The 22,066-nt window shown below is 73.6% G+C and carries 19 protein-coding genes; 15 read left to right on the top strand and 4 right to left on the bottom strand.

Annotated elements, in window-relative coordinates; genetic code table 11:
* Window positions 1–54: 54 nt before the first annotated feature.
* Window positions 55–513, top strand: a complete 459-nt coding sequence (locus BX285_RS32620; protein WP_121179250.1) for an STAS domain-containing protein — start codon at window positions 55–57, stop codon at window positions 511–513.
* A gap of 16 nt (window positions 514–529) precedes the next feature.
* Complete coding sequence (locus tag BX285_RS32615) at window positions 530–988, top strand: ATP-binding protein (protein ID WP_259470937.1); 459 nt, start codon at window positions 530–532, stop codon at window positions 986–988.
* 336 nt (window positions 989–1,324) lie between these two features.
* Here BX285_RS32615 and BX285_RS32610 read toward each other — a convergent pair whose 3' ends face one another.
* Together BX285_RS32610 and BX285_RS37640 are read right to left on the bottom strand one after the other, a co-directional pair.
* Window positions 1,325–1,498 (bottom strand): CsbD family protein, encoded by a 174-nt coding sequence (locus BX285_RS32610; protein WP_097240657.1) that lies wholly within the window; start codon window positions 1,496–1,498, stop codon window positions 1,325–1,327.
* A 62-nt stretch (window positions 1,499–1,560) separates the two neighbouring features.
* A complete protein-coding gene (locus BX285_RS37640) occupies window positions 1,561–1,716 on the bottom strand; it encodes a DUF6131 family protein (RefSeq protein WP_097240658.1) in 156 nt (51 codons plus the stop codon).
* Between the two features lie 223 nt (window positions 1,717–1,939).
* On the opposite strand from BX285_RS37640, the gene ctaD reads away from it, so the two are divergent.
* Together ctaD and BX285_RS32600 are read left to right on the top strand one after the other, a co-directional pair.
* A complete protein-coding gene (gene ctaD / locus BX285_RS32605) occupies window positions 1,940–3,652 on the top strand; it encodes a cytochrome c oxidase subunit I (RefSeq protein ID WP_121179248.1) in 1,713 nt (570 codons plus the stop codon).
* Window positions 3,649–4,038, top strand: a complete 390-nt coding sequence (locus BX285_RS32600; protein ID WP_097240660.1) for a cytochrome c oxidase subunit 4 — start codon at window positions 3,649–3,651, stop codon at window positions 4,036–4,038. Before ctaD ends, BX285_RS32600 begins: the two co-directional genes overlap by 4 nt.
* 10 nt (window positions 4,039–4,048) lie before the next feature.
* Here BX285_RS32600 and BX285_RS32595 read toward each other — a convergent pair whose 3' ends face one another.
* Window positions 4,049–5,680: a ubiquinol-cytochrome c reductase cytochrome b subunit gene (locus BX285_RS32595; RefSeq protein ID WP_121179247.1), complete on the bottom strand. Its 1,632-nt coding sequence runs from the start codon at window positions 5,678–5,680 to the stop codon at window positions 4,049–4,051.
* Between the two features lie 178 nt (window positions 5,681–5,858).
* On the bottom strand, window positions 5,859–6,182 hold the full coding sequence (locus tag BX285_RS32590; RefSeq protein WP_121179246.1) for a plasmid stabilization protein: 324 nt from the start codon (window positions 6,180–6,182) through the stop codon (window positions 5,859–5,861).
* Window positions 6,183–6,413: 231 nt separating this feature from the next.
* Between BX285_RS32590 and BX285_RS32585 the strand changes: the two genes are divergently transcribed.
* From BX285_RS32585 to BX285_RS37630, 11 genes are all read left to right on the top strand, one after another.
* Window positions 6,414–7,358 (top strand): SigB/SigF/SigG family RNA polymerase sigma factor, encoded by a 945-nt coding sequence (locus BX285_RS32585; protein ID WP_257033186.1) that lies wholly within the window; start codon window positions 6,414–6,416, stop codon window positions 7,356–7,358.
* Between the two features lie 81 nt (window positions 7,359–7,439).
* Window positions 7,440–9,245 carry a thiamine pyrophosphate-requiring protein gene (locus BX285_RS32580; RefSeq protein WP_121179245.1) on the top strand — a complete coding sequence of 602 codons (1,806 nt, stop codon included), beginning with the start codon at window positions 7,440–7,442 and terminating at the stop codon, window positions 9,243–9,245.
* Entirely contained in the window at window positions 9,232–9,738 is a 507-nt protein-coding gene (locus BX285_RS32575) for a hypothetical protein (protein WP_259470936.1), read from the top strand. Before BX285_RS32580 ends, BX285_RS32575 begins: the two co-directional genes overlap by 14 nt.
* Window positions 9,731–12,073 carry a GMC family oxidoreductase gene (locus tag BX285_RS32570; protein WP_121179244.1) on the top strand — a complete coding sequence of 781 codons (2,343 nt, stop codon included), beginning with the start codon at window positions 9,731–9,733 and terminating at the stop codon, window positions 12,071–12,073. Before BX285_RS32575 ends, BX285_RS32570 begins: the two co-directional genes overlap by 8 nt.
* Window positions 12,070–13,197, top strand: coding sequence for an enolase C-terminal domain-like protein (locus BX285_RS32565; RefSeq protein ID WP_121179243.1), 1,128 nt, complete (start codon window positions 12,070–12,072; stop codon window positions 13,195–13,197). The genes BX285_RS32570 and BX285_RS32565 overlap by 4 nt, the downstream gene beginning before the upstream one ends.
* A 153-nt stretch (window positions 13,198–13,350) precedes the next feature.
* Entirely contained in the window at window positions 13,351–14,220 is an 870-nt protein-coding gene (locus tag BX285_RS32560) for a ribonuclease BN (protein ID WP_257033187.1), read from the top strand.
* A 67-nt stretch (window positions 14,221–14,287) separates the two neighbouring features.
* Entirely contained in the window at window positions 14,288–14,653 is a 366-nt protein-coding gene (locus BX285_RS32555) for an STAS domain-containing protein (protein ID WP_121179242.1), read from the top strand.
* 164 nt (window positions 14,654–14,817) lie between these two features.
* Window positions 14,818–18,681, top strand: a complete 3,864-nt coding sequence (locus tag BX285_RS32550; protein WP_121179241.1) for a HAMP domain-containing protein — start codon at window positions 14,818–14,820, stop codon at window positions 18,679–18,681.
* A complete protein-coding gene (locus tag BX285_RS32545) occupies window positions 18,678–21,011 on the top strand; it encodes a SpoIIE family protein phosphatase (RefSeq protein WP_097240670.1) in 2,334 nt (777 codons plus the stop codon). Before BX285_RS32550 ends, BX285_RS32545 begins: the two co-directional genes overlap by 4 nt.
* A 105-nt stretch (window positions 21,012–21,116) precedes the next feature.
* On the top strand, window positions 21,117–21,518 hold the full coding sequence (locus BX285_RS37635; protein WP_183107307.1) for a hypothetical protein: 402 nt from the start codon (window positions 21,117–21,119) through the stop codon (window positions 21,516–21,518).
* 97 nt (window positions 21,519–21,615) lie between these two features.
* On the top strand, window positions 21,616–22,056 hold the full coding sequence (locus BX285_RS37630; RefSeq protein WP_179853115.1) for an ATP-binding protein: 441 nt from the start codon (window positions 21,616–21,618) through the stop codon (window positions 22,054–22,056).
* Window positions 22,057–22,066: the final 10 nt, after the last annotated feature.

The raw sequence follows: 22,066 nt of genomic DNA, 5'->3' as shown, positions 1-22,066 counted from the left end.
CAATGACCGGTACGGCACCGCGCCGTCCCGACCCGACCCGACCGGGAGCCCGCCATGTCACGGCCAGTCGAGGACCGACCCGGGGGCGACGAGCACGAGCCCGCAGGCCCGGAGCCCACAGGGCTGAGCGTCGCCGTGGACCACGAGGGGGCGGTGCGGATCGTCACCGTCGCCGGGGAACTGGACCACGACACGGCCGACGGGCTGCGCGAGGCTCTTGCGCGGCCCGCGGTCGACGGCCTGGAGCGGATCCTGATCGACCTGCGGGACCTGCGCTTCTGCGACTCGACCGGCCTCAACCTCCTGCTGCGCGCCCGTCTGGCGGCCGAGACGGCGGGGCTGCGGCTGGAACTCGCGGGCCTGCGCCCTGCCGTGGCCCGGCTCTTCGCCATCACCGGCGCCGACAGCGTGCTGCGGATCCATCCCGATCTCGAAACGGCGTTGACGGCGCCCGGCCCGGCCGCGCGCCCCCGTGACGACAGTTCGCGCCCTCGTGACGACGGCCCGGCGTGAGCGTGAGGAGGCCCGGATGAACCAACCCGGGAACGGGCGGCAGGTGCGGGACGCCGACCGGACCAGGCTGCTCGCGCTCGCGGGCAGCCGGGGAGCCGTGCAGCGCAGCCGTGAGTTCAGCCGCGAGGCGCTGGCGGACTGGCACTGGCTGCCGGCCGCCGACGAGGAGCAGCAGGCCGTCGCGGAGGACGTCCTGCTGATGGTCTCGGAGCTGGTCACCAACGCGTGTCTGCACGCTGCCGGCGGCCCGAGTGAGCTGCGGCTGGACTGGGACGGCAGCCGGCTGCGGGTGGAGGTCGCGGACGACAGCCCGGTCCCGCCGAGGCTGCTGCGGGCCGCCGAACCGGGGCGGCCGGGCGGATACGGCCTGCGGGTGGTGGACCGGCTCTCCCGTGCCTGGGGCTGTGTGCCCGAGGGCGGCGGCAAGCGGGTCTGGCTGGAAGTGTCGGCCCCGCTGGACCACCACTCCCGTTGACCGTCTCCGGGCGTTGACGGTATCCGGCTTGACGGCTGCCCGCTCACGCCCGGCCGGGGTGCGGCTGCGGAGGCGGTGCCGGATCGGGGTCCGGGAAGGGCTCCGGCGCCGGGAACGGGGGAACCGGCGGCGGCGCCGGGTCGGGGTTGGGGGCCGGATCGGGGTGGGGGTGGGGGAAGGGCTCGGTGTCGGGGTTCGGGGGCGTCGGGATGGTCAACGTGACCGCCTCCTCGGCGGCCCGGTGCAGGGCACCGGGCCGCGGTGGCTGTTCGTGTTCTCGTGTTCTCGTGGTCGATCGGCGTGGTCGATCGGCGTGGTCGATCGGCGGGCGCCGGATCAGTCCTTGCCCACGTCCTTGATCTTCTCGCCGGCCTGCTTCAGGTCGCCCTTCATCTTCTCGGCGCGGCCCTTCGCCTCCAACGTGCGGTCCCCTGTGGCCCGCCCGGCGGTCTCCTTGACCTTGCCCTTGGCCTTCTCGGCGGCGTTGCGCAGCTTGTCGTCGGTACCCATCGGGTGCACTCCTCCGGTTGCGGGGACGTCTCGTTGTGAGGACGTCCGGTCGGCAGACGTCATCACCAGTAGTGGGATCGGCCCCCCACGGCGTGGCCCACGGCCCCGAGGATCCACAGGACGAGCCCGATGAGGACGAGGACGATCCCGATGGACCACAGGATGCTGATTCCGGTGACGAAACCGATGATCAGCAGGATCACTCCGAGGATGATCATGGGTGGCCTCCTCCGCTGTGCGTTCCTCGGCGGTGTCTTCCGTCGCCCCGGCGTCTGCCCGGACTTCCGCCGCGTAATCACCCCGATCGCATCGGCAGGTCGGCGCGCGGCGCGCCCGGCCCGGCCGTTTCGGCACCCCCGTGACCACAGGTGGTTGCATGGTCGCAGCCCGTGCCCGGTGGGGTGCGCGCGGTCCGGCAGCGAGGACAGGAGGAGGAGACCGATGGCGGAGACCCTGCAGCGGTCCGCGGCCCGTCGAGCGTCCGGCGGGCCGCGCCGGCGCCGGCGTCAGGGCTCGACGCTGCTGCGGTGGCTGAGCACGACGGACCACAAGGCCATCGGCAACCTGTACCTGACGACGGCGTTCTGCTTCTTCCTGTTCGCCGGGCTGCTGGCGATGCTGATGCGCGCGGAGCTGATGCGGCCGGGGCTGCAGCTGGTGAGCAACGAGCAGTACAACCAGCTGTTCACCATCCACGGCACGATCATGATGCTGCTGTTCGCCACGCCGACCTTCGCCGGTTTCGCGAACGCCGTGATGCCCCTGCAGATCGGGTCGCCCGACGTGGCCTTCCCCCGGCTGAACGCCTTCACGTACTGGGTGTACCTGTTCGGCGGCCTGATGGTGGTCGGCGGGTTCCTGACGAACAGCGGCGCGGCGTCGTTCGGCTGGTTCGCCTACGCCCCGCTGAACGGGCCGATCCGCAGCCCGGGGACGGGCGCCGACCTGTGGGCCGTCGGCCTGATCGTGGCGGGCCTGAGCACCATCCTGGGGGCCGTCAACTTCATCACCACCATCGTCTGCCTGCGCGCCCCCGGGATGACGCTGTTCCGGATGCCGGTCTTCACCTGGAACGTGCTGTTCACCTCGATCCTCGCGCTGCTCGCCTTCCCCCCGCTCACGGCGGCCCTGTTCGCGCTGGAGGCGGACCGCAAGCTCGGTACCCACGTCTTCGACCCGGCCAACGGCGGGGCGCTGCTGTGGCAGCACCTGTTCTGGTTCTTCGGCCACCCCGAGGTGTACATCGTGGCGCTGCCCTTCTTCGGGATCATCTCGGAGGTCCTGCCGGTCTTCAGCCGCAAGCCGATCTTCGGCTACCGCGGGCTGATCGGTGCGACCATCGCGATCACCGCGCTGTCCGCGGTCGTCTGGGCCCACCACATGTTCGCCACCGGCCAGGTGCTGCTGCCGTTCTTCTCCCTGGCCTCGCTGCTCATCGCGGTGCCGACCGGGGTGAAGTTCTTCAACTGGGTCGGCACCATGTGGAACGGCTCGCTCTCCTTCGAGACGCCGATGCTGTTCGCCCTCGGGTTCCTGGTGACCTTCCTCCTCGGCGGGCTGACCGGTGTTCTGCTGGCCGCGCCCCCGATCGACTTCCACGTCACCGACAGCTACTTCGTGGTCGCCCACCTGCACTACGTCCTGTTCGGGACGGTGGTGTTCGCGATGTTCGCCGGCTTCTACTTCTGGTGGCCCAAGATCACCGGCCGGATGCTGGACGAACGGCTCGGCAGGATCCACTTCTGGATGCTGCTGCCCGCCTTCCAGATCACCTTCCTCGTCCAGCACTGGCTCGGCGCCCAGGGCATGCCGCGCCGCTACGCCGACTACCTGCCCTCGGACGGCTTCACCGCGCTGAACACCGTCTCCTCGATCGGGGCGTTCCTGCTGGGCCTGTCGACCCTGCCCTTCCTGTACAACGTCTGGCACACCGCCCGGCACGGGGTGAAGGTCGAGGAGGACGACCCGTGGGGCTACGGCCGCTCGCTGGAGTGGGCGACCTCCTGCCCGCCGCCGCGGCACAACTTCCACGCCCTGCCCCGGATCCGCTCCGAGGGCCCGGCCTTCGACCTGCACCACCCGGAGCACTCGCGCATGGCGATGGACGCGCTCGAAGCACGCAACGCAGGACGAGCCGAGGAGAATCCGTCGTGAAGACCGAGTCCTACCTGTTCGCCGGGGTCGCGCTGTTCTTCGCCGCGGCCGCCTCGGTCTACGGCTGGTTCGCGCGCGAGCCGGCCGGCAAGGCCGCGCTGGTCGTGGCCTTCCTGATGTCCGCACTCGTCGCGTTCTTCTTCCGCACCCAGTACTCCCGCCGCGGCGTCCGGCCGCAGGACACCACCGACGCCGAGGTCGTCACCGGCGCCGGACCGCTGGAGTTCTTCGCGCCCCGCAGCTACTACCCGCTGCTCACCGCCGCGGGCGTGGCACTCGCCGGGCTCGGTCTGGTGTACGCCCTGTGGCTGTTCGTCATCGGCATGGGGGTGACCGGCGCGGGCGTCCTGGGCTTCGTCTTCCAGTACGCCCAGCGCGGGCAGTGAGGCCGGCCGGTCAGGGGAGCTCGGCCGGCTCCGGACCCGGATCGGGTTCGGGCTCCGGTTCCGGCGTGCGAGGCGAAGGCGGCGGTTCCACGGTGTCCCGGTAGTACCAGGAGCTCAGCCCGGCCCGCAGCCGGGCGGGGCGGGAGGCGCCGGGGCCCGGGGCGGGCAGCGGGGGCGGGGCGTCGCGCCGGGCCAGGGTGTGGCGCAGGCCGGCGGGCAGCGGCCGGTGTTCGCCGTGGAAGGCGCCCTCCACGGCCTCGCGGACGTACCCGGTCTCCTCGCCCCGCGCCACCCGCTCGCCGTCCCGCTCCTGCAGGGCCAGGCAGAGCCGCCGGGTGACCCAGAACGCCGCGACCGGGAGGACGAACAGGCTCACCCGCAGGACCAGGTTCAGGCCCTCCACCGGCACGTCCAGGGCGCGGGCGACGACGTCCTGCCCGCCGGCGACCAGCAGCACGACGTAGAAGCACACCCCCGCGACCCCCAGCGCCGTCCGGGTCTGCCGGTTGCGCGGGCGGTCGCACAGGTGCTGCTCGCCCGTCCCCGGGGTGATCCAGCGCTCGAAGAACGGGTAGCCGTACAGGACGGCGAAGAAGAGGCCGGGGAACAGCACGGCCGGGATCAGCGGGTTCCAGGGGATGGAGTGGCCCCACAGCCGGGTCTCGGCGCCGGGCATCAGCCGCAGTGCGCCCTCGATGAACCCCATGTACCAGTCCGGCTGCGCGTCGGTGGAGTCCTGGTCGGGGCGGTAGGGCCCGTACAGCCAGATCGGGTTGACCTGGGCGAGGGCCCCGGCCAGGGCGATGACCCCGAAGACCATCGCCATCAGGCCCGCGGTCTGGGCGGAGAAGTGCGGGAACATCGGCTTGCCGACGACGTTGCGGTTGGTGCGCCCGGGGCCGGCCCACTGGGTGTGCTTGAGGTGGAAGACCAGGATCAGGTGCGCCGTGACCAGGGCCACCAGCAGGCCCGGCAACAGCAGGATGTGCGCGCTGTACAGCCGCGGGACGATGTCGTGTCCGGGCGGCTCCCCGCCGAAGAGGAAGAAGCTCAGGTAGCTGCCGACCAGCGGGATCGACAGGATGAAGCCCTGGGCGGTGCGCAGCCCGGTGCCGGACAGCAGGTCGTCGGGCAGCGAGTAGCCTGCGAAGCCCTCCAGCAGGGCGAGTTGGAACAGGGTCAGCCCCACCAGCCAATTGACCTCGCGGGGGCGGCGGAACGCGCCGGTGAAGAAGATCCGCAGCAGGTGCGCGCAGATCGCGGCGGTGAAGACCAGTGCCGCCCAGTGGTGGATCTGGCGGATCAGCAGGCCGCCGCGCACGTCGAAACTGATCGCCAGCGTCGAGGCGTACGCCTGGGACACCCGCACCCCGCGCAGCGGCGGGTACGTCCCGGCGTAGACGGTCTCGGTCATGGACGGGGTGAAGAACAGGGTCAGGAACACGCCGGTCAACAGCAGCAGCACGAAGGTGTAGAGCGCCAACTCGCCGAGCAGGAACGACCAGTGGTCGGGGAAGACCTTGCGCAGCAGGCCCTTGGCGCCGTCGAACAGCGGCAGCCGGCGGTCCAGTGCGACCGCCGCGTCCTCGGCCGCCCGCCCGGCCCGCTGCCCGGCCCGTTCCCGCCATCTCGACAGCGGCACGCCGCTCCTCCCGTCCGCTCCGGTCTGTGTTCCGGATAGCCATACCGTGCGGAGGCGGCTCGGCCGGACGGGGCTCGCCCGCGCTCGCGGGCTTCACCCGAACGGCCGGGCCGCCGCCGCGGTGGGGTCGGCGGCCGGGTCCGTGGTCGGTCAGCGGCGGTCGGTCAGCAGTGGTCGGTCAGCGGCCCAGGGCGTCGGCCAGCTGGCGCTTGTTCATCTTCGAGCGGCCGTGGATGTTGCGGTGCTTGGCCTCGTTGTACAGCTGGTCGTAGGTCGGTCCCTGGGCGCCGCTGTGCGAGCGCTTGCCGCCGCGGTGGCCGGAGGAGACGTCGTGGATGGAGGAGCGGCTGGCGGTCTTGGACTCGCCGTGCCGGGCGCGTTCCTTGTTGACCGTCCGGCCGGCGATCTCCTCGGCCCGCTTCTCGCTCTCGCCCCGGTCGAGGGCGCTCTCCTTGATGTGCTCGTACTGACGCTCCCGCTTGGGACTGGATCCTCGGGGCATGGCGGCCCCTCCTCTCGTGGTCCTTGGTGGCCGAGGCTGGTGTGACCCGGCGTGTACCCGGAGAAATCGGAAGGAATCAGCCGAAACATGAATTCTATGTCGTATATCGGGTAGAAGGAGTCGTGCGGCGGCCGCGGGGGGATCCGAGGGCCCGCAGCGAGCGACTGCGAGTCCGTCTGCGATACCCGGGGCCCCCTCCGCCGCTCCTTTCCGCTGCCCCAGGAGAACCACGTGTCCACACTTCCGGAAACTGTCCCCCGTGCCGGCGCGCCGAGCGGCCCGCCCGCCGGGGTGCCGCAGCGGCCGAGCCCGGCCGAGTTGCGGACGATGGGCAAGTCCGAGGCCCGCGAGCTCAGCGACGCGCTGTTCGAGCGCCTGGCCGGCCTCCCCCGCGAGAGCCACGCCTACAGCTACGTCCGCGGCACGATCATCGAACTCAACATGCCGCTGGTGCGCTTCATCGCCGCCCGCTTCCGGCACCGCGCCGAGGAGATGGACGACATCCTCCAGGTCGGCACGATCGGCCTGATCAAGGCCGTCGACGGCTACGACCCGCACCGCGGCGTCGAGTTCGTCACCTACGCCATCCCCACCATCGCCGGAGAGGTCAAACGGTTCTTCCGCGACACCTCCTGGCCGGTCCGCGTCCCGCGCAGCATGCAGGAGCTGTACCTGGCCGTCGCCCGCGGCTCCGACCGGCTGGAACAGCAACTCGGCCGGCTCCCGCACCCCGACGAGATCGCCGAGGACCTCCACCTCACCGAGGAGCAGGTGCTCGACGGGCTGATCGCCGGCCGCGTCCACCGGCCCAACTCCCTGGACGCGCTGCGCGACCAGGACGCCGACGAGAGCGGCAGCGCCATACTCGACCGGCTCGGCGACTGCGACCCGGGCGTCGAACTCGCGGAGTTCCGCACCGCCGTGCGCCCGCTGCTCGCCGACCTGCCCCGGCGCGAGCAGACCGTCCTCAAGCTGCGGTTCTGGGACGGCTGCACCCAGTCCGAGATCGCCGGGCGGATCGGCGTCTCCCAGATGCACGTCTCGCGGCTGCTCAGCGCCACCCTGGCCCGGCTGCGCGAGCAGCTGGAGGACCGCGACGCCCCCGGCTGGGCCGACGGAGCACCTGAGTCGGTCGCGTCGGCGGAGCCCGCGGAGCTCGCCCAGGACCCGTCCTGATTTCCCCTCCCGCCGGGCGTTTCCGTCCCCCCGCAGCGGATAGCCGCAGGGCGGGGGGCCGCCCGGTGAAGGAGGAGCACCGTGACCTCGAAGGTTTCCGACCACATCCTGGAACGGCTGCGGGACTGGGACGTCGACCACGTCTTCGGCTACCCCGGCGACGGCATCAACGGCCTGCTCTCCGCCTGGGGCCGGGCCGACAACCACCCGGTCTTCGTCCAGGCCCGGCACGAGGAGATGGCCGCGTTCGAAGCCGTCGGTTACGCCAAGTTCTCCGGCCGCACCGGAGTGTGCGTGGCGACCTCGGGGCCGGGGGCGATCCACCTGCTCAACGGGCTCTACGACGCCAAGCTCGACCACGTCCCGGTGGTCGCCGTCGTCGGCCAGACCGACCGCAGCGCCATGGGCGGCTCCTACCAGCAGGAGGTGGACCTGCTCACCCTGTTCAAGGACGTCGCCGCCGAGTACTGCCAGATGGTGACCGTCCCCGAGCAGCTGCCCAACGTCCTGGACCGGGCGCTGCGCACCGCCGCCGCCCGTCGCACCGTGACCGCCGTCATCGTCCCCGCCGACGTCCAGGAACTGGACTACAGCCCGCCGGAGCACGCCTTCAAGATGGTGCCCTCCAGCCTGGGCAACCCGCGTTGGACGGTCGTCCCCGAGCAGGACGAGCTGCTGCGCGCCGCGCAGGTGCTCAACGCCGGCCGCAAGGTCGCGATGCTGGTCGGCCAGGGCGCCCGGCACGCCCGCCGGCAGGTCCAGGAGACCGCCGAACTGCTCGGCGCCGGCGTCGCCAAGGCGCTGCTCGGCAAGGACGCCCTCCCCGACGTCCTGCCCTACGTCACCGGGTCGATCGGCTTGCTCGGCACCCGCCCCTCCTACGAGCTGATGCGCGACTGCGACACCCTGCTCACCATCGGCTCCTCCTTCCCGTACACCCAGTTCCTGCCGGAGTTCGACCAGGCCAGGGGCGTGCAGATCGACCTCGACCCGTTCATGGTCGGCCTGCGCTACCCGTACGAGGTCAACCTGGTCGGCGACTCCGCCGCCACCCTGGACGCGCTGCTGCCGCTGCTGATCCGCAAGGAGGACCGCGACTGGCAGCGCACCGTCTGCGACAACACCGAACGGTGGTGGGAGGTGATGGAGCGCCGGGCCGAGGTCGAGGCCGACCCGATCAACCCCGAGTACGCGATCCACGCCCTCGACCACCTGCTGCCCGACGACGCCATGATCACCGCCGACTCCGGCTCCGCCGCCAACTGGTACGCCCGCCACCTGCGGATGCGCGGCCGGATGCGCGGCACCCTCTCCGGCACCCTGGCCACCATGGGCCCGGGCGTGCCGTACGCGATCGGCGCCAAGTTCGCGCACCCCGACCGGCCCGCCATCGCCATCGTCGGCGACGGCGCCATGCAGATGAACGGCCTCGCCGAGCTGATCACCGTCGCCAAGTACTGGCAGCAGTGGGACGACCCGCGCCTGGTCGTGGCCGTGCTCAACAACCGCGACCTCAACCAGGTCACCTGGGAGATGCGCGCCATGCAGGGCGCCCCCTCCTTCCTGCCCTCGCAGGAGCTCCCCGACGTCGACTACGCCGGCTTCGCCCGCACGCTCGGCCTCGCCGCCGCCCGCGCCAACGAGCCCGGCGACGTCCCCGAGGGCTGGGAGCGCGCCCTGGCCGCCGACCGCCCGTACGTGCTGGAGCTGCGCACCGACCCGGCCGTGCCGCCCATCCCGCCGCACGCCACCTGGGACCAGATCCAGGCCGCCACCGCCGCCGTCCTGCGCGGGGACGCCGACCGCGCCGCGATGGTCCGCCAGGGCTTCCGGGCCAAGCTCCAGGAGCTCCTGCCCTCCTTCGGAGGCCGGCATGGGCACCACTGACGGCACCACCGGCCCCGCCGTCGGCGCCACCGGTATCACCGGCCTCACCGGTATCACCGGCCTCACCGGCCTCGCGGTGCGCAATCTCCGCAGCGGCCGCTTCCAGCGCTCGCTCGCCCTCGCCACCGCCGCCGGCTCGGTGATCACCGCCGCCGAGATCTACCTGGAGCACGACCGGGCCGGCTTCGGCAACCGCGTCATGTGGTGGCCGGTGTGGCTCGGCCCCGTCGGCGCGGCGGCCGGCGTCGCCGGCGCGCTCAGCCCGCGCGCCGCCCACACCCTGCTCCCGGTCGCCTCCGCCGCCATCACCGCCAACGGCCTCCAGGGCACCTACCTGCACGTGCGCGGCATCGCCGAGAAGCCCGGCGGCTGGGCGATGGCCCGCTACAACGTCGAGATGGGCCCGCCGCTGTTCGCCCCGCTGCTGATGAGCCTGGTCGGCGGGATGGGCCTGCTGGCCGCCGTCCTGCGCCGGGAGTCGCGCGATGCCTGAGGCCCGGCCCGAGGCCCGCTTCCCCGGCTACGACGTGCTCTCCCAGTCCCGCCACTGGGACCGCGAGACGGCCGCCGTCGTCCTCGCCCGCACCAGCGGCCCGCAGCCGCCGCTGCGCTTCTTCACCCCGGCCGAGGAGTCCACCGCCCGTGCCCTGCTCGACCTGCTGCTCGACCACCCGGAGCCCCCGCTGCTCGCCATGATCGACGCCCGGCTCGCCGAACGCGAGACCGACGGCTGGCGCTACGCCGACATGCCCCAGGACGACGAAGCCTGGCGCCGCACCCTGCGGGCCCTGGACGAGGACGCCGACGGCCCGTTCGCCGCGCTCACCGCCGTACAGCAGCGCGCCCTCGTCGGCCGGGTGCGGGACCTGCACGGCGAGCGCTGGCACGGCCTGCCCGCCCGGCACGTCTGGAGCCTGTGGACCCGCTACGCCTGCACCGCCTACTACGCCCACCCCGCCGCCTGGAACGAGATCGGCTTCGGCGGCCCCGCCCACCCCCGCGGCTACCTGCGCCTCGGCGTGGGCCTGCGCGAACCCTGGGAGGTCGCCGACGCCCACCCCGACCCGCCCCGGCCCCCCGACCACCGGCCCGCCCACTCCCCGCCTCCCGCCACCGACCCCGGGCGGCACTCCCGACTGCGCGCCGCCGTCGAGACCGTACGGGCCGGGACCGCCGCCGCCGAGCGCGAGATCCGCCGCACCAACGCCTCCGCCTGGCTGCTGCCGCGCGACGGCCGCGGCTTCGACCACGCCCTGCTGCGCGACATGCGCCGCTACCGCGACAGCGACGAGGTCGACCTGTTGATCGTCGGCTGCGGCGCCGGCGGCGCCACCCTCGCCCAGCGGATGGCCCGGCACGGCTGGAGCGTCGTCGTCCTGGAGGCCGGGCCGTTCTGGGACCCGCTCACCGACTGGGTCAGCGACGAGGCCGGCTCCCACCACCTGTACTGGACCGAACCGCGGGTCGTCTCCGGCACCGACCCGGTGCCGCTGGGCTCCAACAACTCCGGCCGAGGCGTAGGCGGTTCGATGGTCCACTTCGCCGGCTACGCGCCCCGCTTCCACCCCTCCGACTTCCGCACCCACAGCCTCGACGGCGTCGGCGCCGACTGGCCGATCGCCTACGCCGACCTGCGCGACTCCTACCGCCGCCTGGAACACGAACTCCCCGTCGCCGGCCAGTACTGGCCCTGGGGCGAGCCGCACCCCTACCCGCACCCGCCGCACCCCGTCGGCGGCAACGGCGAGATCTTCCTGCGCGGCGCCGCCGCGCTCGGCATCCAGGCCAGGGTCGGCCCCGTCGCCATCACCAACGGCCGCTTCGGCCGCCGCCCGCACTGCATCTACCGCGGTTTCTGCCTGCAGGGCTGCAAGGTCAACGCCAAGGCCTCCCCGCTGATCACCCACGTCCCCGACGCGCTCGCGCACGGCGCCGAGATCCGCGCCGACTCGATGGTCACCGCCGTCGAACTCGGCCCCGACGGCCTCGCCCGCGGCGTGCGCTACCACCACCACGGCCGCGAACACCTCCAGCGCGCCCGCACCGTCGCCCTCGCCGGCTACGCCATCGAGACCCCGCGCCTGCTGCTCAACTCCGCCTGCCGCCGCTTCCCCGACGGCCTGTGCAACGAGCACGACCTGGTCGGCCGCTACGTCATGGTGCAGGGCGCGCCGCAGACCTCCGGCCGCTTCGAGGAGGAGGTCCGCGCCTACAAGGCCCCGCCGCCCGAGGTCTCCACCGAGCAGTACTACGAGACCGGCCCCGACCGCCCGTACAAGCGCGGCTTCACCATCCAGAACATCTCCCCGCTGCCCGTCACCTGGGCCGAGCACGTCGTCGCCCAGGGCCACTGGGGCGCCGACCTGCGCGCCTACCTCCGCGACTACGTCCACTGGGCCACCCTCGGCGCGATGGCCGAACTGCTGCCCCAGCCCGACAACCGGGTCACCCTCGCCGCCGAGACCGACCGGTACGGGCTGCCCGTCGCCGAGTTCTCCTTCTCCCAGTGCGAGAACGACCGCCGGCTGATCCGGGCCGCCCGCGAGGTGATGGAGTCCGTCCTGCGCGCCGCGGGCGCCCAGGAGGTCATCACCATCGACCGCTACGCCCACCTGGTCGGCGGCTGCCGGATGGCCGCCGACCGCTTCGGCGGCGTCGTCGACCACCGGCTGCGCACCTTCGCCGTGCCCAACCTGCTGATCACCGACGGCAGCGTGCTCCCCACCCAGGGCAGCGCCAACCCCGCGCTCACCATCATGGCGCTGGTCGACCGGGCCGCCGGCCTCCTCGCGGCCGGCGCCCGCTCGGGACTGCGGGCACCGCCGTGAGCCGCCGCGTCGACACTGCGGGCGCCGCCGAGCGCCGCGTCGACCGGATCGGCGTGCAGGTCTACACCGTCCCCACCGACGCCCCCGAGGCGGACGGCACCCTCGCCTGGGACCACACCACCCTGATCCTGGCCGAGGCCGCCAGCGGCCCGCACACCGGCCTCGGCTGGACCTACGGCGCACCCGCCACCGCCGCCGTCATCCGCGACGAGCTCGCCCCGCTGGTCACCGGCCGCGACCCGCACGACACCGGCGGCGCCCACGAGGCCATGAACCGGGCAGTGCGCAACACCGGCCGCCCCGGCTTGGTCGCCGGCGCCCTCTCCGCCGTCGACCTCGCCCTGTGGGACCTGCGCGGCCACCTGCTCGACCTGCCGCTCGCCCGGCTGCTCGGCGGCGCCGCCCGGCCCGTCCCCGTGTACGGCAGCGGCGGCTTCACCACCTACTCCGCCCGGCGCCAGGAACGGCAGCTGCGCCACTGGACCGAGGACCAGGGCATCCCCCGCGTCAAGATCAAGATCGGCGAGTCCTGGGGCACCCGCGAACGGCGCGACCTCAAGCGGGTACGGGCCGCCCGCGCCGCCGTCGGCGACCGCGCCGAGCTCTACACCGACGCCAACGGCGGCTACCGCCGCAAACAGGCCGTCCGGATCGGCGCCGCCCTCGCCGACCAGGGCGTCACCTGGTTCGAGGAGCCCGTCTCCTCCGACGACCTCACCGGCCTGCGCGCCGTGCGCGACGCCGTCACCCCCGACGTCACCGCCGGGGAGTACGGCTACGACCTCGCCTACTTCGCCCGCATGCTGCCCGCCGTCGACTGCCTCCAGGCCGACGCCACCCGCTGCGGCGGCCTCACCGGCTGGCTGCGCACCGCCGCCCTCGCCCAGGCGCACGGCCTGGACGTCTCCGCCCACTGCGCCCCCCACCTGCACGCCCATGCCGCCGCAGCCGTCCCCAACTGCCGCCACCTGGAGTGGTTCCACGACCACGTCCGGATCGAGCGGCTGCTCTTCGACGGCACCCTCGACCCCACCGGCGGCACCGTCACCCCCGGCGCCGACGGCGCCCCCGGCCACGGGCTGCGCCTGGCGCCCGCCCGGGCCGCCGGGTACCGGACCGCATGACGCCCGAGCCCTTGAGCCCTTGAGCCCTTGGGCCCGAAGCCGGATCACCGGAGGATTCCGGGGCGCGGCAGGCGCAGGACCGGCCGTTTGTCCGGGGACGCCCCGGGCAGGCGCCTGGTCAGGGCAGGCACCGGATCGGAAGGAGGACGGCCCATGTCCACCAGAGCGGCGGGCTCGCGCCGCGACGCCGGGACCGGGGCCGGGGCCAAGGGCCGGTTCGGCGGCGTGCTGCGCACCTCGTGGCGGGGCCTGAGGGGGCGGGCGGAGGACCTGTGGGACGAGGGCTGCAGGATCGAGATCCTGCAACGCTCGCTGGCGTTCGCAGCGCTGTTCTTCGTCACCCTGGTGCCGCTGCTGATCGTCATCGCCGCAGCGTTTCCCGCGCGCAGCACCGGCATCGCGCAGTGGATCATCGACGCCCTCGGCGTGCGCGGCCGCGGCTCGGTCGCCGTCCACCGGCTGTTCGCCTCGCGGGGTCAGATCCTCAGCACCACCACGGGGGTCGGCCTGGCCGCCCTGGCGGTCTTCGGCGTCTCCCTGATGGGGTCCGTGCAGGGCGTCTACCAGCGGATCTGGCGGACGGACCGGGGTGCGTGGCACGCGGTCTGGCGCCAGACCATCGGTCTGGCCGCGCTCGTCGGCTACATCGTGCTGGCCGCCTGGAGCGGCTCCCCCTGGCACGGCTCGGGCGCCCAGCCGACGTTCCGGATCGGCGTCACCGTCCTCGCCGGTCTCCTGCTCTTCTGGTGGCTCCAGCACCTGCTGCTGGCCGGTCACGTTCCGGCCCGTGACCTGTTCCCGGGGGCGGTCGCGACCGTCCTCGCGCTGGCGGGGCTCCATCTCTTCTCCCGCCTGGTGTTCGCGCCGCTGCTGGTGTCCAACGCGGTGTCCTACGGGACGGTGGGAACCGTCCTGATCGTCCAGTCCTGGCTGATCGGCGTCGGGTACACGGTGTACGGGGGTGCCATGACCGGCCGGGTCCTCGTCCGCGCCCGCCGGGGCCAGGAGGGTTCCGCCCCCTGAACGCCCGCCTGCGGCCCGCCGGGCGGCCCCGACGCCGCCGGGCCCGGAAACGGAAGGAACCGAGACCATGACCCGCCGATCACCCCCCATCCAGCCCGACCGGGGCCCGGGCGCCTTCACCGCGCGGCCCCGGCCGTGGGCCCGCGGCACCGTCCTCACCCTGTCCGGCGAACTCGACTTCGACGCGGCCGGCGGACTGCGCGCCGCCGTCGACGCGGCCCTGACCGGCCCCGGCGTGGTGGTCGTGCTCGACTGCGCGGGGCTGGAGTTCTGCGACTCCAGCGGTCTCAACGCCATCCTCCGGGCCCAGGCGCGCGCGGCGGCCGACGGCAGCCGCATCGAGCTGGCCCGGCCCCGGCCGCTGGTCCTGCGCATGCTCGAACTCACCGGCGCGACGGACGCGTTCCCGATCCGGGAGGCGGTGCCGGGCTGAGGGCGGGTGTACGGGGCCGTCGCGAGGGTCGGCCGACACCTGCTAAGTCTGTCGTCCTTCACGCGGCGGTGGCACAGTAGGAGCAGGGCGGTCCCCGCCGCCCTCGGGCCGGGGTGGCCCGTCGGCACACTCCGACCGTGCGGCCGATCCGGACGGTGAGACGCATGGACGAGCACCCGGTGTCCGGTGTGCAGCCGGCAGGCCCGTCGGAGCAGCGGGACCGGGCGCACCAGGCGGACGAGGCGCACCAGGCGGACCCGGCCGAGCAGGCGCTGCGGCAGCTGCTCGCCGGGCTGACGGCGGTGCGCGACGGCGACTTCCGTACCCGGCTCACCGCCGACCGGCCCGGCCTGCACGGCGAGATCGCCACGGTCTTCAACGGCATGGCCGACCAGCTGGCGCGGGTCACCTCCGAGGTGACGCGGGTGGCCCGGGAGGTCGGCACCGACGGACGCCTGGGCGGCCAGGCCCAGGTGCCGGACGCGGCCGGGACCTGGCTGGAGCTGACCGACTCGGTGAACGCGATGGCGGGCAACCTGACCTGGCAGGTGCGCAACATCGCCCAGGTGACCACGGCCGTCGCCAAGGGGGACCTCACCCAGAAGATCGAGGTGGACGCCCGCGGCGAGATCCTGGAGCTCAAGAACACCGTGAACACGATGGTCGACCAGCTGTCCGCGTTCGCCGACGAGGTGACCAGGGTGGCCCGGGAGGTCGGCACCGAGGGCCGCCTGGGCGGCCAGGCCCGCGTCCCCGCCGTGGCCGGCACCTGGCGGGACCTCACCGACTCGGTGAACTTCATGGCGGGCAACCTCACCGCCCAGGTCCGCGCCATCGCCGAGGTCGCCACGGCGGTCGCCGGGGGCGACCTCACCCAGAAGGTCTCGGTCACCGCGCGCGGCGAGATCCTGGAGCTCAAGACGACCATCAACACCATGGTCGACCAGCTCGGCTCCTTCGCGGCCGAGGTGACCAGGGTGGCCCGGGAGGTCGGCACCGACGGTCGGCTCGGCGGGCAGGCGGACGTCCGGGACGTCTCCGGCACCTGGCGCGACCTCACCGAGTCCGTCAACGTCATGGCGGACAACCTCACCCGGCAGGTCCGCGCGATCGCCGAGGTGACCACCGCCGTCGCGGAGGGCGACCTCACCCAGAAGATCCGGGTGGACGCGCGCGGGGAGATCCTGGAGCTCAAGGAGACCATCAACACGATGGTCGACCAGCTGTCCGCGTTCGCCGACGAGGTGACCCGGGTGGCCCGGGAGGTCGGCACGGCCGGGAACCTGGGCGGCCAGGCCACCGTCCGGGGCGTGTCCGGGACGTGGAAGGACCTCACCGACAACGTCAACGTGATGGCGGACAACCTCACCGGCCAGGTCCGCTCGATGTCCGAGGTGGCCACCGCGGTCGCCCGCGGCGACCTGTCCCGGAAGATCACGGTGGAGGCCAAGGGCGAGGTGGCCGCCCTCGCGGCGGCGATCAACACCATGGTGGACACCCTGTCGGTCTTCGCCGACGAGGTGACCCGGGTCGCCCGGGAGGTCGGCACCGAGGGCATCCTCGGCGGCCAGGCCCGGGTGCCCAACGTCGCCGGGACGTGGAAGGACCTCACCGACAACGTCAACTTCATGGCGCACAACCTCACCAGCCAGGTCCGCAACATCGCCCAGGTCACCACGGCCGTCGCCGAGGGCGACCTCAGCCGCAAGATCGACGTGGACGCGCGCGGGGAGATCCTGGAGCTGAAGACCACCGTCAACACCATGGTGGAGCAGCTGAGTTCGTTCGCCGCCGAGGTCACCCGGGTGGCCCGGGAGGTCGGCAGCGAGGGGCGCCTCGGCGGACAGGCCCGGGTCGAGGGTGTCTCCGGCACCTGGAAGCGGCTCACCGAGAACGTCAACGAGCTCGCCGGCAACCTCACCCGGCAGGTCCGCGCGATCGCCGAGGTCACCAGCGCCGTCGCCGCCGGAGACCTGACCCGCTCGATCACCGTCGACGCCTCCGGGGAGGTCGCCGACCTCAAGGACAACATCAACGCCATGGTCGGCTCCCTGCGCGACACCACCCTCGCCAACCAGGAACAGGACTGGCTGAAGACCAACCTCGCCCACTTCTCCGCCGCCATCCAGGGCCGCCGGGACATCCGGGCCGTCGCCGAGATGATCACCGACGAGCTGACACCGCTGGTCGGCGCCCAGTACGGCGCGTTCTTCCTCGCCGAGGAGGGCGAGAGCGGCGGTACGGAGCTTGCGCTGATCAGCGCCTACGGCCGCCCGGCCGGGTCGGCGGGGGAGGCCGGGTCGGTGGGGGCGCCGGGGTCGGCCGGGCCTTCGGGTTCGGCGGGGGAGCGCCGGCGGCTGCGGACGGGGGAGACCCTGGTCGGCCAGGCCGCCCGCACCCGACGGACCATCGCCGTCGACGACCTGCCGCCCGGCTACGCCACCATCGCCTCCGGGACGGGCTCCACCGACGCCCGCTCGCTGGTGATCCTGCCGATCGCCCTGGAGGAATGGCTGCTCGGCGTCATGGAGTTCGCCTCCGTACACCCCTTCACCCAGGTCCACCGCGACTTCCTGGAACAGTTCACCGAAGCATGCGGCGTCAACATCGGCACCCTGCTCGCCAACGCCCGCACCGACGAACTGCTCGGCGAGTCCCAGCGCCTCACCGCCGAACTCCAGTCCCGCTCCGAGGAGTTGCAGGCCGGGCAGGAGGAGCTGCGGCGCTCCAACGCCGAACTGGAGGAGAAGGCGGCCCTGTTGGCCGACCGCAACCGGGACATCGAGGCGAAGAACCTGGAGATCGAACAGGCCCGCCAGGAACTGGAGGAACGCGCCCGGCAGTTGAGCCTCACCTCGATGTACAAGTCCGAGTTCCTGGCCAACATGAGCCACGAACTGCGCACCCCGCTCAACAGCCTGCTCATCCTCGCCCGGCTGCTCGCCGAGAACGGCACCGGCAACCTCACCCCCAAACAGGTCGAGTACGCGGGCGTCATCCACTCCGCCGGAGCCGACCTGCTCCAGCTGATCAACGACATCCTCGACCTCTCCAAGGTCGAGGCCGGGAAGATGGAGCTCACCCCCGAACCCTTCGCCACCCGCGACCTGCTCGACTACGTCGAGTCGGCCTTCGAACCGCTCGCCGACCAGAAGGGCCTCACCTTCGAGATCGTCGTCGACCGGGCCGTACCGGAGGAGCTCGTCACCGACCAGGCACGGCTGCGCCAGGTACTGCGCAACCTGCTCTCCAACGCCGTCAAGTTCACCGACACCGGGCGCGTCGAACTGCGGGTCCAGCGTGTCGAAGCCCCGGACCTGCCGCCCGAACTCGGCCGGACGCCCGCGGCGGTCGCCTTCCACATCGAGGACACCGGCATCGGCATCGACCTCGCCCACCTCGACACCATCTTCGGCGCCTTCCAGCAGGCCGACGGCACCACCAGCCGCCGCTACGGCGGCACCGGCCTCGGGCTGTCGATCAGCCGTGAACTCGCCCGGTTGCTCGGCGGCACCATCACCGTCAGCTCCACCACCGGGCAGGGCAGCCGCTTCACGCTCTACCTGCCGCTGGACGGGGCGCGGCCGCTCGTGCCGACCGTAGCGCCCGCCGTGCCCGCCGTCATGCCTGCCGTGCCCGTCGACCCCGCCCTCGCCGGGCGCACCGTGCTGATCATCGACGACGACGCCCGCAACGTCTTCGCACTGGCCGCGGCCCTCGAAGAGCGCGGCCTCACCGTCCTGCACGCGGCCGACGGCCGCGCCGGGCTCGACCTGCTCCGCACCCGCCCCGAGACCGACCTCGTCCTGATGGACGTCATGATGCCCGGCCTCGACGGTCACGCCGCGATCGCCGCCATCCGCGCCGACGAGCGCTTCGCCCACCTGCCGGTGGTCGTCGTCACCGCCCAGGCGATGCCCGGCGACCGCGACAAGAGCCTCGCGGCCGGCGCCGACGACCACGTCACCAAGCCGGTCGACGTCCCGCTCCTGCTCGACCGGGTGCGGCACTGGCTGGACGCGCCATGAGCGGAGCGCACGAGGGCGCCGCGCACGAGCCCCCGGACGCGACCGCGCGGGCCCTGGCGGACACCGTCCGCCGCCTGCAGCGCGCGGCCGCGCAGCAGCACGCCGAGGCCCGTACCCGCGCCGTCGTCGACCTCGCCACCGGCATCCTGGCCGAACGCCTCGGCCTGCTGCCCGCCGAGGCCGCCGCCCGCCTCGCCCGGCTCGCCCGGGAGGCCGGCGTGCCGGTGGCCGCGCTGGCCGCCGACATCGCCGGGCAGTCCGCCGCGCCACCGCCCGTACCGGGTGCGCCGCCGGACGCTGCGCAGGAGCCGGCACCGGCCGTGACACAGGACGTGACACCGGCCGTGACTCCCGCGCTCGCCGCCGTCGAGGACCTGCAGCACGCCGTCGACACCGTCTTCGACCAGGCGGGGCCGGCCCACGGCGCCCACGCCGTCGCGGTCTGGCAGCGCCTGCCGGGCGGGGCGCTGGCCCTCGCCGCCCACATCGGGCTGTCCGCCGCCGAGGCCGCGGCCTGGAGCCGCGTCCCGCCCGGCGTCGCCACCCCGGCGCAGCGGGCCGTCGAGGACGGGACGGACCTGTGGCCCGGCGACCCGCGGACGGTCGGCCCCTCGGTCGGCACCGGATCGGCCCGGGCCGTCCTCCCGCTGCTCGGCGACGGCCGCTGCCGGGGCGCCCTGGAGATCCTGTGGCCCGCACCAGGCCCCGACCTGGGCGGGCCCGAGCGCCGCCGGTTGGGCGCCGTCGCCGACCTCTGCGCGACCCTCCTCGCCGACAGCCACCCCCACGGCCAGGCCTCGACGCCGCCGCCCGCGTCGGCCGACGAGGCCGCCGCCCTGGTGGACGCGCTGCTCACCCCCGCCCTGCTGCTGGAGCCCGTCCTGCGCGAAGGACGGGTCGCCGACTTCACGCTGCTGCGGGTCAACGCGCGGTTCCGCGACCCGCGCGGCCGCCCCCGGGAAGCCCTGGAAGGCGCCTCGCTGCTGGAGACCTACCCCGTCGCCTGCGCCACCGGCCTCCTCGACCGGCTGCTGCGGGTGCACACGACCGGGATCCCACTCGTCGGCGAGCACGTGCGGCTGGTCTTCAAGGACGGCGAATTCGCCGGCCCCGACACCGTCCTGCTCGCCGTCGCGCCGCTCGGCGGCCGGCTGCTGGTCAGCTGGCAGCCGGAGAGCCTCATGGCCAGAGGCGACGAGCAGAGCACCCTGTTGCGCCAGGCGCAGCGGCTAGCCCGGGTCGCCGGGTTCGAGGAACAGCTCGCCGACGGCCGGATCCGCTGGAGCGAGGGCCTGCACGAGCTGTACGGGCTGGCGCCCGACGCGGCGCCCGTCCCACTGGACCGGCTCGCCCGGCACACCCACCCCGACGACGAACCCGCGATCCGGCGCCTGCTGGACACCGTCCGCCACCGGCACCGGACCGCCTCCGCCGTCTTCCGGCTGGCCCGGCCGGACGGCACCCACCGCTACACCCGGGTGATCGCCGAACCCGTCCTCGACACCCACGGCCGGCTCATCGCCGTGCGCGGCGCCTACCACGACGTGTCCGCCCAGCACTGGACGGAGGTCGCCCTCGGTGCCACCCGGGAACGGCTCGCCGACAGCGAACAGGAGACCGCCGAGAGCGAGCGGCTGGCGCTGCGGCTCCAGCAGGCCATCCTGCCCACCGCGCCACCCCCGCTCGGCGCCACCGGCCTGCACGCCGCCGCCCGCTACCGACCCGCCGCCAAGCGCGACCGGGTCGGCGGCGACTGGTACGACGTTCTGCTCCTGCCCGACAAGCGGGTCCTGCTCGCGGTCGGGGACGTGGCCGGACACGGTGTCGGCGCGGCCACCGGCATGGTCGCGCTGCGGCACGCGCTGCGCGGCCTCGCCGTCACCGGCGCCGGCCCGGGCCGGCTGCTGGAATGGGCCAACACGGTCGCCCTGCGCGAACCCGGCCAGGTCACCGCCACCGCCGTCTGCGTCCTGCTCGACCCGGCCGGCGGCGCACTGCGCTGGGCCCGGGCCGGCCACCTCCCGCCGATCCGCCTCGCCGCCGGGAGCGCCGAAGTGCTGCCGATGCCGCACGGCGTCCTCCTCGGCGCCCTGGAGGACGCCCGCTACGAGGAGCACACCGCCCACCTCGCCCCCGGCGACGTCCTGCTCCTCTACACCGACGGCCTGGTCGAACGCCGGGACCGCCCCGTCGAGGACTCCGTCGACCAGCTCATCCGCGCCGCCGGAGCACCCGGCCCCGACCTGGAGGACTACCTCGACCGGCTCCTGGAACTCAGCCCCGCCGACACCGAGGACGACACCTGCCTGATCGCCGTCCAGGTCGACTGAGGCCGTCGGGCTGTCGGGGCCGATACGGCCGTTAGGGCCGGCCCGGCCCGGGTAGGCGCGATCCGACGGGGGCGGGAGGACGAACACGGGACGGAAGGGAACCTCATGTTGCTGCTGGGACTCTTGCTTTTGACGGCGTCCGGTGCCTTCACCGGGCTGCTGATCGCGGACAACCTCTCCGGCGGGCCCGACTACCAGGTGACGGTCCTGGGCAACGACCTGGCGACGATGGACACCCTGGGCATCTTCCTGTCCGGCGTGGGCCTCGCCCTGGTCTTCTGCCTGGGCCTGGCCATGCTGGCGAGGGGCCGCCGCACCCGGTACCTCGCCCGTCCTGTCCGGCCCGCCGGGCGCGCCCGCCGGGCGGCAGCCGTCGAGCCGCAGGACGAGCAGGTGCTCGCCCCGCCGCAGGAGCGGGCCGCCGAACAGGGCGACCGCGACGTCGGCGCCCCCGTCGAGCCCACCAGGCCCACTCGGCGCCGGCACCTGCACCTGTTCGGCCACTGAGGGTGCTGAGGCGAAGCCACCGAAGTCACCAAAGCCACCGAGGCCGACGAGGCCACCAGGGAGGTGCGAGCACGTGAACGGGACGAGAACGTCCTCCGTGCGTCCGCCGCCCCGGGGCCCGTTGGCGCGGTGGCTGCCGTTCTCCGCCAGGCCTGGTGCCGTCGCCGAGGCACGCGCCCTCACCGCCGACTTCCTCGCCGACGTCGGCGACCCCCTGGTGGTCGCCGACGCCGTCCTGCTCGTCTCCGAACTCGTCGGCAACGCCGTACGCCACACCCACGGCCCGGGCGCCCTGCTGCTGCTCCGCGAAACCGGCCACCTGCGCATCGAGGTCACCGACACCAGCCCCCGCCCCCCGCGACCCCGTCCGCCCCACGACGTGCAGGAAGCCGGCGGCCTGGGCCTCTTCCTGCTCACCCGTCTCGCCCAGCACTGGGGCTGGTACCCCCTGGCCCGCGGCAAGACGGTCTGGTGCGACCTCCGGTGCCCGTCGACTGACCGCAGGCGCGTCAACCGCCGGGCCAGGCCGCTCAGTTGACCGCAAGCCC

This window comes from Streptomyces sp. 1114.5 (genome assembly GCF_003635085.1).
Classification (GTDB): Bacteria; Actinomycetota; Actinomycetes; order Streptomycetales; family Streptomycetaceae; genus Kitasatospora.
Note: the sequence above shows the minus strand (reverse complement) of the source record. Positions and strands in the feature narration are given on the sequence as shown.

What these genes read in the sequence shown, in the direction of transcription:
- BX285_RS32575 (WP_259470936.1), top strand. Translation starts at nt 9,232, where the DNA reads ATGGGCACCACTGACGGCACCACCGGCCCCGCCGTCGGCGCCACCGGT.
- BX285_RS32590 (WP_121179246.1), bottom strand. Translation starts at nt 6,182, where the DNA reads ATGCCCCGAGGATCCAGTCCCAAGCGGGAGCGTCAGTACGAGCACATC.
- BX285_RS37635 (WP_183107307.1), top strand. Translation starts at nt 21,117, where the DNA reads ATGTTGCTGCTGGGACTCTTGCTTTTGACGGCGTCCGGTGCCTTCACC.
- BX285_RS32620 (WP_121179250.1), top strand. Translation starts at nt 55, where the DNA reads ATGTCACGGCCAGTCGAGGACCGACCCGGGGGCGACGAGCACGAGCCC.
- BX285_RS32555 (WP_121179242.1), top strand. Translation starts at nt 14,288, where the DNA reads ATGACCCGCCGATCACCCCCCATCCAGCCCGACCGGGGCCCGGGCGCC.
- BX285_RS37640 (WP_097240658.1), bottom strand. Translation starts at nt 1,716, where the DNA reads ATGATCATCCTCGGAGTGATCCTGCTGATCATCGGTTTCGTCACCGGA.
- BX285_RS32615 (WP_259470937.1), top strand. Translation starts at nt 530, where the DNA reads ATGAACCAACCCGGGAACGGGCGGCAGGTGCGGGACGCCGACCGGACC.
- BX285_RS32550 (WP_121179241.1), top strand. Translation starts at nt 14,818, where the DNA reads ATGGACGAGCACCCGGTGTCCGGTGTGCAGCCGGCAGGCCCGTCGGAG.
- ctaD (WP_121179248.1), top strand. Translation starts at nt 1,940, where the DNA reads ATGGCGGAGACCCTGCAGCGGTCCGCGGCCCGTCGAGCGTCCGGCGGG.
- BX285_RS32545 (WP_097240670.1), top strand. Translation starts at nt 18,678, where the DNA reads ATGAGCGGAGCGCACGAGGGCGCCGCGCACGAGCCCCCGGACGCGACC.
- BX285_RS32570 (WP_121179244.1), top strand. Translation starts at nt 9,731, where the DNA reads ATGCCTGAGGCCCGGCCCGAGGCCCGCTTCCCCGGCTACGACGTGCTC.
- BX285_RS32560 (WP_257033187.1), top strand. Translation starts at nt 13,351, where the DNA reads ATGTCCACCAGAGCGGCGGGCTCGCGCCGCGACGCCGGGACCGGGGCC.
- BX285_RS32610 (WP_097240657.1), bottom strand. Translation starts at nt 1,498, where the DNA reads ATGGGTACCGACGACAAGCTGCGCAACGCCGCCGAGAAGGCCAAGGGC.